The organism is Kiloniella sp. EL199 (assembly GCF_900313065.1).
Taxonomy (GTDB): Bacteria; Pseudomonadota; Alphaproteobacteria; order Kiloniellales; family Kiloniellaceae; genus Kiloniella.
This window is the reverse complement of sequence record NZ_OMPU01000013.1, coordinates 201,317-214,679: the sequence shown is the minus strand read 5'-3', so window position 1 is coordinate 214,679 and position 13,363 is coordinate 201,317. Positions and strand designations below refer to the sequence as shown.

At 48.4% G+C, this 13,363-nt stretch carries 14 protein-coding genes; 10 read left to right on the top strand and 4 right to left on the bottom strand.

The window, feature by feature from the left end:
* The first annotated feature begins 420 nt into the window (after nt 1–420).
* Complete coding sequence (ftrA, locus tag D9A03_RS15860; RefSeq protein ID WP_254055068.1) at nt 421–1,494, top strand: transcriptional regulator FtrA; 1,074 nt, start codon at nt 421–423, stop codon at nt 1,492–1,494.
* A gap of 334 nt (nt 1,495–1,828) precedes the next feature.
* On the opposite strand, the gene D9A03_RS15855 is transcribed toward ftrA, so the two are convergent.
* Both D9A03_RS15855 and D9A03_RS15850 read right to left on the bottom strand, forming a co-directional pair.
* On the bottom strand, nt 1,829–2,239 hold the full coding sequence (locus tag D9A03_RS15855; RefSeq protein WP_120498193.1) for a GFA family protein: 411 nt from the start codon (nt 2,237–2,239) through the stop codon (nt 1,829–1,831).
* 143 nt (nt 2,240–2,382) lie between these two features.
* Complete coding sequence (locus D9A03_RS15850) at nt 2,383–3,288, bottom strand: leucine-rich repeat domain-containing protein (RefSeq protein ID WP_162938195.1); 906 nt, start codon at nt 3,286–3,288, stop codon at nt 2,383–2,385.
* A gap of 353 nt (nt 3,289–3,641) precedes the next feature.
* On the opposite strand from D9A03_RS15850, the gene D9A03_RS15845 reads away from it, so the two are divergent.
* Together D9A03_RS15845 and tdh are read left to right on the top strand one after the other, a co-directional pair.
* Entirely contained in the window at nt 3,642–4,829 is a 1,188-nt protein-coding gene (locus D9A03_RS15845; protein ID WP_120498191.1) for a glycine C-acetyltransferase, read from the top strand.
* A 279-nt stretch (nt 4,830–5,108) separates the two neighbouring features.
* Nucleotides 5,109–6,140, top strand: a complete 1,032-nt coding sequence (gene tdh / locus D9A03_RS15840; RefSeq protein ID WP_120498190.1) for an L-threonine 3-dehydrogenase — start codon at nt 5,109–5,111, stop codon at nt 6,138–6,140.
* Here tdh and D9A03_RS15835 read toward each other — a convergent pair.
* On the bottom strand, nt 6,137–6,943 hold the full coding sequence (locus D9A03_RS15835) for a TIGR02391 family protein (protein ID WP_120498189.1): 807 nt from the start codon (nt 6,941–6,943) through the stop codon (nt 6,137–6,139). The genes tdh and D9A03_RS15835 overlap by 4 nt on opposite strands.
* A 198-nt stretch (nt 6,944–7,141) precedes the next feature.
* On the opposite strand from D9A03_RS15835, the gene D9A03_RS15830 reads away from it, so the two are divergent.
* The 6 genes from D9A03_RS15830 (at nt 7,142) to D9A03_RS15805 (ending at nt 11,707) form a co-directional block, all read left to right on the top strand.
* A complete protein-coding gene (locus D9A03_RS15830) occupies nt 7,142–8,044 on the top strand; it encodes a LysR substrate-binding domain-containing protein (protein ID WP_120498188.1) in 903 nt (300 codons plus the stop codon).
* Nucleotides 8,045–8,215: 171 nt separating this feature from the next.
* The gene (locus D9A03_RS15825) at nt 8,216–9,046 is read left to right on the top strand and encodes a LysE family translocator (protein ID WP_162938194.1); all 831 of its coding nucleotides are present in this window, start codon (nt 8,216–8,218) and stop codon (nt 9,044–9,046) included.
* Nucleotides 9,043–9,606: a cysteine hydrolase family protein gene (locus D9A03_RS15820; RefSeq protein ID WP_120498186.1), complete on the top strand. Its 564-nt coding sequence runs from the start codon at nt 9,043–9,045 to the stop codon at nt 9,604–9,606. Before D9A03_RS15825 ends, D9A03_RS15820 begins: the two co-directional genes overlap by 4 nt.
* 38 nt (nt 9,607–9,644) lie before the next feature.
* Nucleotides 9,645–10,130 carry a cupin domain-containing protein gene (locus D9A03_RS15815; protein WP_120498185.1) on the top strand — a complete coding sequence of 162 codons (486 nt, stop codon included), beginning with the start codon at nt 9,645–9,647 and terminating at the stop codon, nt 10,128–10,130.
* Nucleotides 10,131–10,465: 335 nt separating this feature from the next.
* On the top strand, nt 10,466–11,140 hold the full coding sequence (locus D9A03_RS15810) for a YafY family protein (protein ID WP_216825511.1): 675 nt from the start codon (nt 10,466–10,468) through the stop codon (nt 11,138–11,140).
* A gap of 60 nt (nt 11,141–11,200) precedes the next feature.
* Nucleotides 11,201–11,707: an SgcJ/EcaC family oxidoreductase gene (locus tag D9A03_RS15805; RefSeq protein ID WP_120498184.1), complete on the top strand. Its 507-nt coding sequence runs from the start codon at nt 11,201–11,203 to the stop codon at nt 11,705–11,707.
* Between the two features lie 67 nt (nt 11,708–11,774).
* Here D9A03_RS15805 and D9A03_RS15800 read toward each other — a convergent pair whose 3' ends face one another.
* The gene (locus D9A03_RS15800; RefSeq protein ID WP_120498183.1) at nt 11,775–12,413 is read right to left on the bottom strand and encodes a LysE family translocator; all 639 of its coding nucleotides are present in this window, start codon (nt 12,411–12,413) and stop codon (nt 11,775–11,777) included.
* A 339-nt stretch (nt 12,414–12,752) separates the two neighbouring features.
* Between D9A03_RS15800 and D9A03_RS15795 the strand changes: the two genes are divergently transcribed.
* Nucleotides 12,753–13,346, top strand: coding sequence for a DUF2975 domain-containing protein (locus tag D9A03_RS15795; RefSeq protein WP_162938193.1), 594 nt, complete (start codon nt 12,753–12,755; stop codon nt 13,344–13,346).
* Nucleotides 13,347–13,363: the final 17 nt, after the last annotated feature.

Sequence of the window (13,363 nt, the reverse complement as noted above, 5' to 3'; positions counted from 1 at the left end):
CCACACCTCTCTATTCCTGATGGCTGGGAATAGAGAGGTGTGGCTTCGTTGCCATTTCGACTTATGTCGAAGATATTTTTTGTTTCACAAAATTGTCTAACGATTGTTGTTAGAAAACAGTGCGTGAATTTATAATTTGTTAAGAGGAGTATAATTATATTTTTGTGATGTTCAATGTGTAATTCTTGAAATATTGTTTCTTTTTAATAAATATTCATATTATTCAACAGCTTAAGATTAAAAAATATCTCTCTCAGCAATCCCAATTATGAGATTCCACCCATAAAACATCATTGCTGACGCTTTTATCGCGAGTTGAAAATACTCCCTGAAAACATTCAAAACTTCATACAATTTTTTAACAAGATACGGTTGTTTCATATTTACTAGTTGGCATGAATGACTATATTCATGTAAATAATGTCAACTAATTCAGATAGTGAAAAATCTGCCATGCCACAAAAGCCACAAAAGTCTCGCCAGAAAGCGGCCTCGGAAATAAGCGAAGAAAAGAATGGAGAAGTGTCTCAGAAAATACCTGTGAAAAAGTCAAACCACCTTGTTGCGGCAGTGATTTATGACGGCCTCTGTACCTTTGAGTACGGCATGGTTGTGGAGGCTTTTGGTCTGGATCGTCCCGAGTTTGATGACTGGTATGATTTCACGACCTGTTCGGCAGATAGTGGGCCTTGTCGCGCCATTGGCGGGCTACAGGTCACCGCGGAAAAGGGGCTGGAAGTACTGGAAAAGGCAGACACCATTGTGGTGCCGGGTTGGCGCTCTGTGCACGAACGCCCGCCAGAGGCATTGTTGGAAGCCATCTGGGCGGCCTATTATCGCGGGGCCAGAATCGTGTCGATCTGTTCCGGTGTCTTTGTGCTGGCGGCGGCGGGAATCCTGCGCAATCAAAAGGTCACGACTCACTGGCGCTATGCGGATCTTTTGGCCGAGACCTATCCTGATTTACACGTTGATCCCAATGTCCTCTTTATTGATGAGGGGCGAATCATGACTTCGGCAGGGTCCGCTGCGGGGCTCGACCTCTGTTTGAATATTATCCGCAACGACTTTGGCCCTGCCGTGGCTAATAAAGTCGCCAAACGTCTGGTGCTTCCGGCACAGCGCGATGGTGGACAGGCGCAGTTTATCGACCGCCCACAGGTGCGGAGAGAACTGGCGATGGATGACCTTCTGGCTTGGATCAGAAAACATCTTCACACCCCGCTGCGGGTGGAAGAGCTGGCCAGACGCGCGCATATGAGTCTGCGGACCTTTATCCGGCGATTCAAGGAAGCAACGGGGCTGCCCCCGGCGAAGTGGATGATTCAGGAACGTCTGGCGCTGGCCTGTACCTGTCTGGAAGAAACCGCGATGTCTGTGGAGGAAATCGCCTCGCACTGTGGTTTTGGCCTCGCCGATACCCTGCGCCATCACTTCCGTGATCAAATGGGAATCAGCCCGACCCGATACCGCCAGAACTATCAGATCCTCTAACCTGTGGCAGCGCCACAGGTGTCAGTTCGGCGTTTGAATCTGGGGCGTATGTTTCATATGGCGAGGTTAATACGCTTGTTCGTGATTCACTTTTTATGATTCAGGATTCTGGTCAAGAGGGTTACTGATTCAGCCCTTTTGCATCAGGAATGGATCAGAGCTGATTCAGATTTATTGTCTAAGGTGTGTTTGAAACACATTAAATGAAGGTGCTTGGTGGCCGTATTTCAAATCAGAAATATCGTCATAAAAAAGTAGAGCCTGAATCCTGAGTGCATTTACGCAAGGCTTTGCCTTGTGAAGAGCGAACAAAAGCACAGAAGCGGTCTGGCCCCTATTCTTCGGAATGGTCTGAATCATCACGGTCACGCGCGTATTGTTTTGCATGGGGAAAGGCTGGCAGGGTTGTTTCACGACGAATGGTCCAGCTTTCATAGCTGGGAACCAATTGATCAGGGGTATCCAGTGTCCCGAGATGTACTTCAATCTCATCGTCCGTTTGTGCAAAAACCGATGACCCACAGTCCGGGCAAAAATGCCGTCCCTTGAAGTCGCGTGTGTCGCCTTTGATTGTGACAGCCGTTTCAGGGAATACAGCGGCGGCATAAAAAAGAGCGCCATGATGTTTACGGCAATCCAGACAGTGACAAACGCCCACCCGATAGGGCTTCCCCGTCGCCACAAGTCGAACCTTGCCGCAGAGGCATCCCCCGGTGAATTGTTCCGCTTCTGTGAACTGTTCCATGCTGAGTCTCCTTTAGAGTTGGATTACCTGTAGATTTTCTCAGACTTAATTTGAAGCAAGTATCTGGCCCCGTATCAGGTTTTAGAAATGAATCAAGTTTTGAAAGTTTATGTCGTCACCTCTGACCAAAGATACAGGGCTGACTAAAGATACACGGCACAGCCGCTTTCTTCCAGTTCATCCAGCCAGTGCGGCGGGTTACGCAGACGCGTCCAGCGCAGGTCGAGCTTCCTGAGTTTGGGAAGATCCCGCAAGCTGTTTGGCAGTGATGTAAAGTTGTTGGCCCTGAGGTCAAGGTGAATCAGGTTATGTGCATCCCCCAGTGAATCAGGAATCTCTGAAACGGCGTTGTTCCGCAGATCAAGGACTTCGAGCTTCGCCAGATCTCCGATGGCATCTGGCAGCGTTGTGAGCTTATTACCCTGTAGATAAAGTTCGCGCAGAGGCATCAGGGTGCAAAGATCATCGGGCAGTGAGTCGAGCTGGTTATTATAAAGCCTCAGCTCTCGCAAAGCCCCGAGGTTTTTTACGGCATCTGGTAAGTGATTCAGTGTGTTGTCCGTCAGGTTGAGGTACTGAAGCGCGGGCAGGGACCAGAGTGATTCAGGCAGGTCGCTGATCTGGCTGTTGCTGGCATAGAGGATCTTCAGTTTTCGTAGCTGTCCTATGGTTTCTGGCAGGCTTTCCAGCGGTTGGTGGCTCAGGTCCAGTATTTCCAGCTCTGTCAGGGTGCCGATTGAATCAGGCAAGGCCTTGAGCCTGTTGCCATAGATATAGAGTTCCTTGAGCTGGCGCAGCCGTTCGAGAGCTTCGGGGCACCGGGTCAGATTATTGCGTCCGATAAAGAGCTTTTTCAGATGGTCAAGCGACAGCAGATCTTCCGGGAATACATCAAGCCCGCAGTTTTCAGCCGCAACATGCCGAACCACGCCGTTTTCCTGTTGATAACAAAGCAGGCCGTCTTCGCGATCACTGATGTGGGGAACTTCGCGGATCTCTATTGTCTTTCCGAGAGAGGCAAAGGGCGTGCGTATTGGGGCTGATGTCATTGGAAGTGGTGTCCTTTTGTATTTGTCAGGTTTTATTTGTCTGGCGAACTGAACCATATAGTGCGTGGGTTGCCGTGCGGATATGGCGGGAAGAGCCGGGGGCTTATTCCTGTGCCTGCTTTGTATGCCACGGTTGTAATGATAGTATTGCCGATAACAGCTATAGGGGAAACAGGAGTCTTGATGCTGTGCCCGGATTGTTATGCTCAGATTGTTACTCTTAGATTGTTACTCTTAGCGCGGATTTTGGGTTACGGGTAAAATTCTGGGCAGTAAGTAGCTTGACGAATCCCTTATACTAGATAATATATCTATTATATTGAACTTCCATTGAAACGGGATCGCGTCGAATTATGAGCAAGTCCATTATCAAGCATCTTACAGGTGAAATCGCCGCCTTGAAGGAAGCAGGCCTCTACAAGGCTGAACGGGTGATTGAATCATCCCAGTCCTCGGCGATCAAGGTACAGTCCTCTGGCGAAGTTCTGAACTTCTGCGCCAATAACTATCTTGGTCTCTCCAATGATCCCGCTTTGGTCGCGGCGGCGCAAAAGGCTCTGGATGATTATGGCTTCGGTCTTTCTTCCGTGCGTTTTATCTGTGGCACGCAGGATATTCATAAAGAGCTTGAAGACCGTCTTTCCCGCTTTCTGGGACAGGAAGATACCATTCTCTACTCCTCATGTTTTGATGCCAACGCTGGTCTGTTTGAAACGATCCTCGGCGCCGAAGATGCGGTGATTAGTGATGCCTTGAATCACGCCAGTATCATCGACGGGGTCCGCCTCTGCAAAGCCAAGCGCTACCGATATGCCAACAGTGACATGGAAGAACTGGAACGCTGCTTGAAAGAGGCACAGGACCAGCGTTTCCGTTTGATCGTGACAGATGGCGTTTTCTCTATGGATGGCTATATCGCTAACCTGCCGGCTATCTGTGATCTTGCGGACAAGTATGATGCTCTGGTGATGGTGGACGACAGCCATTCCGTTGGTTTCATGGGGCCAAATGGTGCCGGGACACCTGATTATTGGGGCCTGCGTGACCGGGTTGATATTATCACAGGCACTTTGGGCAAAGCGCTGGGCGGGGCGTCCGGCGGCTATACCTCTGCGAAAAAAGAGATTGTGGACTGGCTGCGCCAGCGCTCGCGCCCCTATCTCTTCTCCAACTCTCTGGCCCCGGTGATCACAGCAACGACTCTTGCGGTATTGGATCTGGTGGAAAACGGGCAGGACCTGCGCGCCAAACTGGTGGAGAACAGCAACCATTTCCGCAAAGGCATGGCCGAGCTGGGCTTTGATTTGCTCCCCGGCGAGCATCCTATTATTCCAGTGATGATCGGGGATGCGGCCCTTGCAACAAAGTTGGCAGATGCGCTGTTACAGCGGGGCATTTATGTCATCGGCTTCTCGTTCCCCGTAGTGCCAAAAGGACAGGCGCGTATCCGCACCCAAATGTCGGCCGCCCACACGAAAGAACAGATCGACCGGGCCATCAAAGCCTTCGGCGAAGCCGGAAAAGAACTGGGGATAATATAAGTATTGTACGCTCAAACGCCGCTGAGGCTTATCCTCACTTCGTTCCGGGCGTGCATTTGCACTTGCCAGATCCTCTATAGGATCTGGTTGGCGCAAGATTAGACAAGTAAGAGCTATCACCAAATTGCTTACCGCAATTTGGCAAGTCCGACCGGACGCCCGAGTTTATAGGAGGTAAGCCTCAGTGGCGCTTGAACGAAAATACGTCCTCTTGAGAAGCGGTACAAAAACTACAAAACTAACATAATTATATCAGCTCTGGCTGGTTGGAGTTTAGATATGAAAACCTTGGCGAAGTTAAAGGCAGAACCCGGCATCTGGATGCGCGATGAAGTCAAACCGGAAATCGGCCCCAATGATGTTCTGATCAAGATCCGCAAGTCGTCGATCTGTGGCACCGATGTACATATCTATAACTGGGATGACTGGGCCAAGGCCACGATCCCGGTGGGCATGACCGTGGGCCATGAGTACGTTGGCACTATCGAAGAAGTCGGCAGTCAGGTTTCACATCTGGAAATCGGACAGCGGGTCTCGGGCGAAGGTCATCTGACCTGCGGGCATTGCCGCAACTGTCGGGCGGGGCGGCGTCATCTCTGTCGCAATACCGAAGGCGTGGGCGTGAATCGCACAGGCTCTTTTGCCGAATACCTCTGCCTGCCTGCCAGTAACGTCTTTATTCTGCCCGATGATATTTCTGACGACATCGCGGCAATCCTCGATCCCTTTGGCAATGCGGCTCATACCGCGCTGTCCTTTGATGTGGTTGGCGAAGACGTACTGATCACAGGCGCTGGCCCTATCGGCATTATGGCGGCGGCAATCTGTCGTCATGTGGGTGCGCGCCACGTGGTGATTACTGATATAAATCCCTACCGCCTGGAACTGGCCAAGAAGATGGGCATCAAACATGCCGTCAATGTCACGGAAAGCTCGGTTGAAGAGGTCATGTCCGATCTCGGCATGACAGAGGGCTTTGACGTCGGCCTTGAAATGTCCGGTAGTGAGCCTGCCTTTAACTCGATGCTCGGCGCCATGAATCACGGCGGTCGCATCGCCATGCTAGGTATTCCCCCCGGACGTATGGGCATCGACTGGAACGAAGTGATTTTCAAGGGCCTCGTGATCAAGGGCATCTATGGCCGTGAAATGTTCGAAACCTGGTACAAAATGGCCGCCCTGATCCAAGGCGGCCTCGACCTGACCCCGATCATCACCCACCACTACAGCATAGACGACTTCCAGCAAGGCTTTGACGTCATGCGTTCTGGTAACTCCGGTAAGGTGATACTGGATTGGGGGCAGGGTTAATTTCTTCTTGGCATATACGAATTATCAAGCTTGCGGTGGATAAGCGAAAGCAATGACAATAAATCAATAGCATCCTCTTTGGTAATTTCCCATGTTGCTCTTGGTTCATGTGCTGTGGGGTTTCTGAACATGCTAAAAACTCCCCGTATTAGGTTCGCAAAACCCTTTTGTTCGCTTTTTTCGGTGCTGGTTTGAAATGAGTTGATGGCCAGAAGAGGAGGATCGCCTGATAAACTTCTATCTACCAAAGTGTTACCATCATCTGTTAATCCTGTTTTTACTCTTATTTTACCAGAAACGCTTTTAACTGCTTCAAGCACTGCGTGAAAATAGTTATCAACGACTAATTCTTCTTTGCAAAAAGAAAGAATATCAGGATGGACTTCTCTAGTTATTAAAATTTCCCTTAATTGGGTTGCCCTTCGCTGAGCCTCAGAAAGAGTATTTACTTGTTTTGCTGTTACTAATTCACCGTTAGCTTTTAAAGATAAGCCGCTAAATAAAAGGGCTTTATTTAAATTTAGTCGCATTAGATCATATCGTTCCGGGTCTTTAATATAAAGTTCTGGCTTCATTGATTTTCTAATGAATGCGTTAATCCCGATAGGACTTGAATTTTTATTTTGCCATCCTGCTAAAGCGTTAAATAGGCGGAACTTTTTTGTGTTGGTTGGGTCTAGATCAGCAATTTTGCATATATTCAAAAAATGTCTAATTTCTGAACCTGTTAAGCCTAAATTAGTGTGTCCAAGTGCATCGCATATGGACTGTAATTGGCTCTGAGTGAATAATTTTTGCTTCAAGATACAAACCTTAAAGTGATTGTTATCGTGCGAATTTACGTCTCGTAAAGATTGGAAGAATTTGAGATGCTTGAGTTTAAGATGTTCATCTTAGGGTAACAATAAAATATATTCATTCCCAATACAACGTTACACCTGATGAAATTCCTGCTATCTATTCCTTAATGTCACAAATAAATTCTGACTCAGGATGAGTATATGGATAATCTTTCAGCGATGGGCATCTTTGTGAAGGTGGTGAACGAGGGCAGCTTTTCGGCGGCTGCGCGGGCGGCTTCCTTGACGCCTTCGGCGGTGAGCAAGCAGGTCGGGCGGTTGGAAGATCGCCTTGGGGCGCGGCTTTTTAATCGCACGACGCGCCACCTTTCCCTGACCGAGGTTGGTAAAGGGTTTTATGAGCGCTGTTGTCAAATCCTTGTAGATGTGGAAGAGGCCGAGGATGCGGTGGCAAATCTGCATGCCGCGCCGCGGGGAACCTTGAAAATCAATGTGCCTGTGGCTTTTGGGCGTCTATGGATTACCGAACTTATTCCCGAATTTATGAGCCTCTATCCGGAAATGAAACTGGATCTTAATCTACAGGATCGTTTTGTGGACCTGCTCAGCGAAGGTTATGACCTTGCTGTACGTATCGGGGATCTGGAAGATTCCAGCCTGATCGCGCGCAAGCTGGCGGCAAACCGCCGGGTGGTCTGTGCTTCGCCAGATTACCTCAATAAACACGGTGCACCAAAGCACCCGAAAGATCTGGAAGACCACGATTGCCTGATCTACGCCTCGCGCGCTTTTCGCAACGACTGGCGGTTTGAAGGACCTGAGGGCGAAGAGCTGGTTCATGTCAGTGGCGCAGTGGAAACCAACAACCCCGAAGTCATTATGGACCTGACCTGCAAGAACATGGGCATCAGTCTGTTGCCTCTCTGGCTGGTTGGTCCCGCCATTCGGAAAGCCCATATCGTCGAAGTCCTGCCCGATTACCATGTCCCTGACAGCGCCATCTACGCTATCTATCCCCCCGGCCGCCACCTGTCTCCCAAAGTCCGCGTCTTCGTGGACTTCATGGTGGAAAAATTCAACCTGCCCGAAAACCATTTTATCTAAGGGGCATTGCCCCTTTCGTTGTTGGAGTGGGTTGAAATTATAGTGTTTAGGCAACAGACTGGGTATCTCCAAATCAAATCCTTGATTTGGCAAGCCCATCAGAGACTATAAGTGGGCGCCCGAGTTAATACGAGGAGAAGCATGCGCGGTACTTGAGCGCAATACGTCCTCTTGAATGACGGTATCAAACATAACCAGATTGATTCCCCCAATCTGGCAAGTCCGACCGGACGCCCGCAGCGAAGCGAGGACCAGCATGCGCGGCGTTTGAGCGCAATACGTCCTCTTAAGGGACGGTACAAATACTCCGCAATACGCTTTCTTGAGAAGCGGTACAAAAATAAAAAAGGAACTCTCATTCCCATGGATACCCTCAGCGTTCTCTCTACTATTGCTCTGGTGAATATCATGGGGTGGCTATCGCCGGGACCAAACATGTTTGCAGTGATGAGCGCGTCACTCAGTCAGGGGAGGCGTCATGGTGTGTTGACGGGCTTGGGTATTTCGCTGGCGAGTTTTATTTGGGCAATATTGGCTGTTCTCGGTGTGATTGCCCTGTTTGACCTTTTTCCTCAAGTGGTGCTTGGTCTCCGGTTGATGGGGGCGGGGTATTTGCTTTGGTTGGGCTTCAAGGCTTTTAGAAGCGTTTTCACCATGCCCAATGGGGATATGTCTTTGTATCATTCCGATAACTCTGGTTTTAAAGCCTTCCGTTCCGGTTTTATAATTTGTGCGACAAACCCCAAGGCGGCATTGTTTTTTGGCTCTGTGCTAACGGCTTTTGTACCTGCCAATGCCTCTAATGAATTATTGATAGAAATCCTTGTCGTTTGTCTTGTGTTTGGTGTGTCAGGCCATACCATTACCGCGACAGTTTTTTCTACGGACTTTGTTGTTCAGAAGTTTGTTGCTGCGCGGCGACAGATTACAGGTGTCTTTGGCGCAACTTTTACCCTGCTTGGCGTCGGTGCAGCCTATGATGCTATAAGGCGATTTTCATGAAACTCCTCACTAACACCGCACTTGTTATTATTGATGTGCAGCGAGCCATTGATGAAGCTTTCTGGTCTCAGCATGGGCCCCGAAATAATCCGGCTGCGGAACAAAACATGTCGGCTGTGCTGAAGTACTGGCGCGATACCAAGCGCTCTGTCTTTCATATCCGTCACGATAGCGTAAATGCTGATTCTACCTATGCACCGGGAACGGAAACTCATGCCTTTAAGCCCGAGGTTATGCCTCTATCCGGTGAAGTGGTGATTGGCAAAGCGGCGAACTCTGCTTTTATCGACACAAGGCTTGAACAAACGCTCCGGGATCAGGGAATTGATCACGTTGTGATGATGGGCGTGATTACCAACAACTCTGTTGAAGCAACAGTGCGGCATGCTGGTAATCTTGGCTTTACGACCTATTTGATAGAAGACGCCTGTTTTACTTTTGCCTTTCCTGACTACAGCGGCACCCTGCGATCTGCGCAGGAGGTCCACGATATGTCACTTGCCAATATGGATGGTGAGTATTGCCAGGTTATCAAGGCAGCACAGGCACTGGAAATCTAGACACAGGCTTTTAAAACAAAAAAATTAACGGGGGAGCTATGAATAACTATCTGATCAAAAAACATGAAATAGAACAGATGCAGGGCACGGAAAAAGAGCATTTTCTCAATTCCAATGCTGTGCGTACAAACAAGTCCCTCGGCGATCTCACAGGCCTGACGGGTCTTGGTTTTCATATTATAGAGGTCGAGCCGGGCCGGGATACAACGGAATATCACGTACACTATCATGAAGATGAATGTGTCTATGTTCTGTCTGGCACAGCTACGGCCTATATTGGTGATGAAGAATACCAGATCAGTGAAGGTGATTTTGTTGGCTACCGCGCTGGTGGTGAAGCCCACGGGATTACGAACACAGGCACAGAAATCTTTAAATGCATCGTTGTCGGCCAACGGCTCGCTTTTGACATGGCTGATTATCCTCATAAGGATAAACGTATCTTCCGTGAAGACGGCAAGCCATGGCAACTGGTGGACAGAGAAAACATCGAAACCCCCACCGGCCCCGTCGGTGAAAAGTAAAGATTTTATTTTTACCGTCTCTTGAAGAAGACGTATTCTCGTTCAAGCGCCACTGAGGCTGGTCCTCACTTCGTTCCGGGCGTGCGTTTTCACTTGCCAGATCCTTTATAGGATCTGGTTGGAGCTCAATTATGGGGATAAATTACCATCCAAATTGCGTACTGCAATTTGGCAAGTTCGACTGAACGTCCGAGCTTATGCGAGGTAAGCCTTAGTGGCGTTTGAACGTAAATACGTCCTTTTGAGGGACGGTACAAATACTCCGCAAATACGCCCTTTTGAGGGGCGGTAACATTACTTCAAGGGAGGTCAACATTTCACGCGCAGAACGACTTTTGAGTTTGATAGAGGAATTCAGGCGTCATCGCCGCCCCGTTTCCGGAAATGATCTGGCGCAGGCATTGGGTATATCAATCCGCACACTCTATCGGGATATCGCATCCCTGCGAGCGCTGGGGGCAGGCATCGAAGGGGAACCCGGTATTGGTTATGTCCTGCGTCCGGGTTTCCTTTTGCCGCCGGTGATGTTCACGGCAGAAGAGGTGGACGCACTGGTTCTCGGGTCGCTCTGGGTGGCGGATAAGGCAGAGGCACCATTGGCAGAAGCCGCGCGAAAGGCAATGGCTAGATTGACAGCGGTTATGCCGATCGAACTTGTTGATCGCGTGGAAGCTCAATATGCCGTTGTGGGACAGGGCGAACCATCTCATCAAGAGACAATTGATATGACGGTGGTGAGGCAGGCGATTCAAAACGAACGGAAGCTGCTTGTTCACTATCGCGATGGAGCGGGTAAAAGTTCCGAACGTGTTATATGGCCGTTTTTTTTGATCTATTTTAATGGCGGTCGCCTTATTTCGGCATGGTGTGAGTTAAGGGATGATATACGCCACTTTCGGACGGATCGTATTGAAACCCTTTTTGAAATACCTACACGATATCCACGCCGTCGACACGATCTTATAAAGCTTTGGCGTGAAGCTGAATCTTGTGAAAATTCCTCAAAATGACTACTGCCATTTTCTGACATGCCAGCGGGTTAGTGTTCTTTTGTAAACAGAGGAACACACATGACATCTACAACATTTCAAAGATTGCTTTGCCTTGCGGCTTTTCTGCTCGGCACGCAGGCAATCCACGCCCAATCACACAGCATTCAGGTAAATCAGGCTCAGAAAGGTCAAGCTATGGAACAGAATCAGATTCACACCGTCATTGAAACGAATAACGCGGCTGTTGCTGCGGGTGATATAGAGGGTGTGCTTGCCACTTTTGAGCCAAATGGTGTTCTGGTGGGCGAACCCGGAATGATCGCCAAGGGCACACCTGCATTAAGAGAGACTTTCAAGCAATTCATTGCGATAAATCCCAAGATTACGATTATTAACCATGACGTTATTCAGGCTGACGATATTGCCATTCACTCCTCAACTTGGAAGATGTCTGGATTGGCACCAGATGGCTCCCTCATCGAACAAAGCGGATTTTCTGTGGTGGTGCTTCGTAAACAGCCCGATGGCAGATGGTTGATGGTGATCGATAATCCATTTGCAGGTCAACTTTTGTCCAAAAATTAATCATAAATTTGAAGAAATTTCCTTTTTAAGGGCTTTCCGGGTAATGGTAAGGCACGGAGCTTTGCCGTTACTTGCTCACTGTCACACCAATCATTTTGATGCCCGCAAAGACCAACGCTGCGCCCGCGCATTTATTCAAGGCATTGGCAAACCATGCTTTGATTCCACCCTTAATTCCGCTGCGGGTAATACGCTCACCCATATAGGCATAGGCACTATAGATCGGAATTTGAAGGGCGTAGGTTGTGACCCCCATGATCAGGATTTGCGGTGCGATTGGGTGATCGAGATCAATAAACTGAGGCAAAATTGCCGTGAAGAACAGCATGGCTTTGGGATTTGATATCATGATGAACAGGCCCTGCAAAAACAAGGCAGAGCGGGTTTTCTGTCCCTTTTCAGGGGTGATGTTTATCAGTGCAGATTTGCTGAACAGGGCTTTACAGCCGAGATAGAGCAGAAAAGCGACCCCAATCCATTTAATCGTGGAAAATACCGTGGTGGACGCAAGTATAAGCGAGGATATACCTGTGGCTGACAGGGTAAAGTATATAATGCCACCAACTGCAATTCCGAGAATGCCAAATATTGCCCGCCCCAATCCATGGTTTGCCCCTTGAGTGACAACCAGTATGGCCGACGGCCCCGGGGATGAAATGACGATAGCAGTCGTGGTGGCAAAAAGAAGAAAAAGATGGAAATCCATGAATGGAGCCTGTTGGAAAATCGTCAGCGAGTTAATAAGACCAACTAACAGGATATAAGAGCAAACAGGCAAATCTTTTCTTGCTACTCCGATTGTTCTTGTGTGCTGAGCGTTATCTTGGAATCAGAATTTTCCGCATTCATAACTGATAAAATCAATACTTTTGCAGTCGATTCTTAAAAAAAATCATAAATGGTTATCTCATTGATATATTTTGTTTTTAGGTAAGATATTTCCCTTTATCGAATATAAATTATCGTTTATCGATAAAAATATATTGATTTTCAAAATTCATCGCAGTACTTATTTTCTCAGATACCGACATTTATGGAGATAAAAATGGATGGTTTAGAGAAACAGATCAGCCTTTTCAGTTATCGCATTCGTATGTGCCTCTTTGCGCTTTTGGGTGTGATTGTAATCGCTACTGTACTTGGTCTCACGTTGGATAAAGGGGCTCTTTGGGTCGGTATAGAAGGTATCAATCTTGGCTTTGTTTCTGGTGAAGAGATTGTGCTTGATGATGAAATGGATCTGCCTGAGTTACCCGATCATCTTTTTTATGGCGATATGATTCTGCTTGTGGTGACCGTGTTGTTCTATGGCTTGCTGATTTTCCAGTTGGAAAGATTGTTTGCTGCTTATCAGCGTGGAGAGCTTTTCACACCAATGAATGCAAGGCGCATTCGTAATGTAGGGCTGTTGTTTTGTGGTGCGGCCTTGATCGGGTTTTTGGATAGTTTGAATCAGCTTTATCTGATGCAGGAACTCATGGCGGTGTCGGCTGACGAAGGTTTTGAAGATGGTTGGGAAATCGTCAGCGAAGTACATCTGCCTATTCCTTTCCTGCTTGGCGGTCTGGCAATCATTCTTATCGCCCGGGTCATGGAAAAGGGCGCCCTGTTACAAGATGAAATGGATCATTTGATCTAAAGCGAACGCGAGGAAAA